4 protein-coding genes are annotated in these 3,806 nt (G+C 60.3%); 3 read left to right on the top strand and 1 reads right to left on the bottom strand.

The genetic code is table 11. The features are described 5' to 3' along the window. Positions 1 to 332, bottom strand: a 332-nt coding sequence (locus tag AC2TEW_RS38570; RefSeq protein WP_484627432.1) for a transposase domain-containing protein, incomplete at its 3' end; no start/stop codon positions are given. A 430-nt stretch (positions 333 to 762) separates the two neighbouring features. Here AC2TEW_RS38570 and AC2TEW_RS38575 point away from each other — a divergent pair. The 3 genes from AC2TEW_RS38575 to AC2TEW_RS38585 all read left to right on the top strand — a co-directional run bounded on the left by AC2TEW_RS38575 (position 763) and on the right by AC2TEW_RS38585 (position 3,798). Then, complete coding sequence (locus AC2TEW_RS38575) at positions 763 to 2,277, top strand: putative adhesin (protein ID WP_484627814.1); 1,515 nt, start codon at positions 763 to 765, stop codon at positions 2,275 to 2,277. A gap of 271 nt (positions 2,278 to 2,548) precedes the next feature. After that, complete coding sequence (locus tag AC2TEW_RS38580; RefSeq protein WP_484627669.1) at positions 2,549 to 3,403, top strand: IS5 family transposase; 855 nt, start codon at positions 2,549 to 2,551, stop codon at positions 3,401 to 3,403. Beyond that, on the top strand, positions 3,400 to 3,798 hold the full coding sequence (locus tag AC2TEW_RS38585) for a type IV toxin-antitoxin system AbiEi family antitoxin domain-containing protein (RefSeq protein WP_484627668.1): 399 nt from the start codon (positions 3,400 to 3,402) through the stop codon (positions 3,796 to 3,798). The genes AC2TEW_RS38580 and AC2TEW_RS38585 overlap by 4 nt, the downstream gene beginning before the upstream one ends. Positions 3,799 to 3,806 lie beyond the last annotated feature (8 nt).

Here is a 3,806-nt window from a genome sequence, read left to right on the forward strand (position 1 = left end):
AACAGGCGGCGGACCGGCGCTGCACCCACCCTGCGGCGCAGGTCACGCAAGGCCTTCGCGGTCGGTTCGGCGACCTCCACTCCGGCGCCGGCCAGTGCCGCGGTCAGCTTCTGCCACACCAGCTGGTAGCCGACTTCCGGAAACAGGCACATCGCGAGCAGGAAGTAGACCCCGACCCGCGAGGGCAGGTCACGTAACCGGCGCTGCACACACCGGGTCTCCTTCAGGACCGCATCAACGAGGTCGAACGGGACGACCTGAGTCAACTCGCCCAGATGACCAGGACCGAACTGGCCGGCGGCCACCGTGAACTGGTGAGTCACCGTCGTCAGACCCGACGGCAGGGCACAATCACATGCGGGCAACGGGACTCCTCGGCGACCAGCAGTCTTGGCGGACCATCTGATCAACGCGGATCCCGTTGCCGCATTTCGGCCAGCGTTCAAACCCCTTGCCACCAGCGCAAATCCGTTAACTACCCGGCCTTGGGCGAAGGCCCGCTCACAGCTCGTCATCGACCATCCACGGTGCACCCACGCCACCACCAATGGACGAATCGTCACACCGGAGACGGTCTACCAGCCCACATCCACGAGATCGTATTACGAGTTCTGAAGAACCACGGCAGCTGAGCACGATCGCCAAGGTCACCAACAGAGTCAAGCTGAGGGCACGACCCTCTGCCTGAATGGTTGCACCACGCGACACCTACAGCACAGGAAAGAATGGCAAACTTCACACAAACCACCCAAGGAGATTTCAATGGCAATTTATTTTACCGCGCACGGATCGTATTCAAATTCGGAATTCACAGAAATTCCCGAAGGTGTAACGATTCACCTATTCTCCGGGCCGGGGAAACTTCTGGACACATCCCTCTCTAATATCGGAATGCATGACCTTACAGTAATGAGAAAGCCCCCTAAGATTAAAAGTCTCACTGGCGGGATGAAGATTGCCAACATTCTCCTCAGCGAGCTCGAGGGGGAATCATTGGCAAGTTTCATACAATGTGCTGCGGATGGTGCGAGTGGGAGCATACAGACCGTGGGAGGCGATTGGGTGCCGCACGAAATGAAACTCTGCACGGGAAAAAACTGTCGAAATGGAAACCACACTTGCAACGGTGCACTCCCGCGCCTGGCAAAGGTGGATCGCGAGATCTACCTAGCTTGCTGTACATCACGTTCAGAGAGCAAGCGCAACAGGGAGGAGGTGAGGCTTATAACCGAACCTCGAAAGGGTCCCCATTATGAGGAGATGACGTCTTCGGCCTTCGAGGAGATCGAAGAGCTAGCAGAACGTGACCCGGAAAAGTTTTACAAGCTCCTAGACGCTCTCCCCCTTGCTAGTGTTGCAGCTTTACGAGGGTCAGTTGCGATGGATTCGGCGGTCGAGAACCGTGCAGCGCAACAGCAGTTGAAGGAAAATGGCCGCTTCGGACTCTTGCGGTATCTCATCTCACAGCCAGGTGAAGTCCATGAGATGCTCGGTCTATCAAAGAAAAAGAACCTGTCGGAGGTGGCGCTCGTCTGGGCGGATTCAAAGCAAGAGCTGCAGAGAATGGAAGCAGCATCAGATGAAGATCGACTTGCTTGGTGGCGAAGCCTAGCCCAGCGAGACCGGAAGCAATTGACTGCTATTCTCGAAGGCGAGTGGACGAGTCTGCAGAAGCTACAGGACTGGCTCCTGCCGGGCCTCGGACTCGAGCAGATCTACGGCGACCTCGGAGGATTCGGCCTCCTTAGATACCTAATTCATAACCCAGAGTCCCGGAAGTTTATTGACTCCAAAATGGGCATGGAGGCAGAAGGGGCAGCCAAATTTTATAGAAGGTTCAAATCTGTTGATGATGAAACTCGAGGTGCAATGTGGGCTGGCCTAGACGAGGCCTCGCGCGCAACTCTATTGACGCTCGATGCGGATATAGTTGACTGGTATGAAAGGGAGTTTGAGGGACTGCCCGAATGGATTACAATCGAGCAGCTCCCGAGGCTCAGAGCGAGGAATGAAGAGGTTCTAAGTGAGATATTTTCGAGAATGTCGACCGGGCCTCTCGAGCCTGCATTTTACTGGCAAGATAGGGACTTTCCGGAAATTTTTATATTAGAATTTATCGAAACGGACCTCGCGTCACGAATGGCCAATCCATACACCGGAACAATTATTCCACATGGAGATCACATCGAGATCATCGGAGAGTGCAGCCGAGATGAGATCGAGTCATTTCTGCGCGACCTAAGCTTCGCGAGTGCAATGAAGTTTTCGACACCCTGATGACTTGGAGCTCGTAACGCGACCCAGGGGCGTTTCAAAGTCCCGGTGATCATGTGAGTCTGCAGGTCGCGGTGGTACGAGGAGTCCGGGCCTGGCCGTCACGAACGCAACGAAGCTCCGGTTGGACGGGGTGACCTTCCCAAGTCGCCCTGAACCACCGGAGCTTCGATGTGCCGCCGGTCTGCCGCCGTCTGCCTGGCCAAGTCGCCCGTTTGTGGGTACGGAGGTATTCGGGCTGACTCGCGTGTCGTGTGCATGGTGGGGTCGGGGTATGGAACGGATGCCGTACTCAACAGACTTGTCCGACGGGCAGTGGGCCTTGATCGAGCCGCTGGTCACCGCCTGGAAGCAGGAGCGGGTGTCGCGGTCGGCGACCGGGGATCCGGGCTCCTGTGACTTGCGCGAGGTCGTGAACGCGCTGCTGTACCAGAACCGGACGGGGTGCCAGTGGCGGCTCCTGCCGCACGACTTACCGGCCTGGTCGGCAGTGTTCTACTACTTCACCCTGTGGCGCCAGGACGGCCTTGACCAGCGGATCCAGGAGATCCTGCGCTGCCAGGTGCGGGAGCGGGCCAGACGATTAGAGGACCCGTCCCTGGTGATCATCGACACCCAGTCCGTCCGCGTGGCGGCCGGGGTGCCGAAGGGGACGACGGGGCTGGACGCGAACAAGAAGACGCCCGGGAGGAAGCGGGGACTGGCCGTCGACGTGCTGGGCCTGATCATCGGCGTGGTCGTCCTGGCCGCGAGCGCGCACGACAACGAGGCCGGTATCGCCCTGCTGGACCAGGCGGACGAGCGGTGCGGGATGCGTCTGGAAAAGGCCCTGGTCGACCAGGGCTTCAAGGATGCCGTGATCATCCACGGGGCGGTGAAGGACATCACCGTCGAGGTGGTCCGGCGCAACCCCGACGACGTGGGCAAGGGGTTCGTTCCGCAACCGAAGCGGTGGGTGGTCGAGCAGGTCAACGGCACCCTCATGCTCCACCGGCGCCTTGCCCGCGACTACGACCACCGGCTCGACAACGCCGCCTCCCGCGTCTACTGGGCCGCCACCGCCGGCATGCTCCGCCGCCTCACCGCCCCCAGCCCTGCCTGGCGCGACGACGTCGAGCTGGCAGCATGAACGTCACCGAACTCCTGCGGCTGTTGCAGGCCGAACACGACGAGGCCGCCACACGCGCCGACTACCTGCGCGAACAGATTGACCAACTCACCGGTGCACTGGCCGAGGTAGAGGCCCGCCTCGCCGAGATCGCCACCGCCGGCAAGGTCATCGACGGCCTCGCCCTGCCCGACCACGAGCCGGCCCCTGCGGAGACCGCCACCGTCTACCAGCGCATCGTGACCGCCTTCAACGAGCATCCCGGGCGGGTCTTCCGGGTTCGCGACCTACACGAACTCCTCGGCCTGCCCACCAACGAGCCCTCGATCAACGCCACCCGCTCCCGCCTGGGACGACTCGTTCGTCAGGGACTCCTCGACCAACCCGGACGCGGCCGCTACCAGAAACGGACTTAACGTCCTCT

It is taken from the genome of Kitasatospora sp. NEAU-CNBT7, assembly GCF_057220535.1.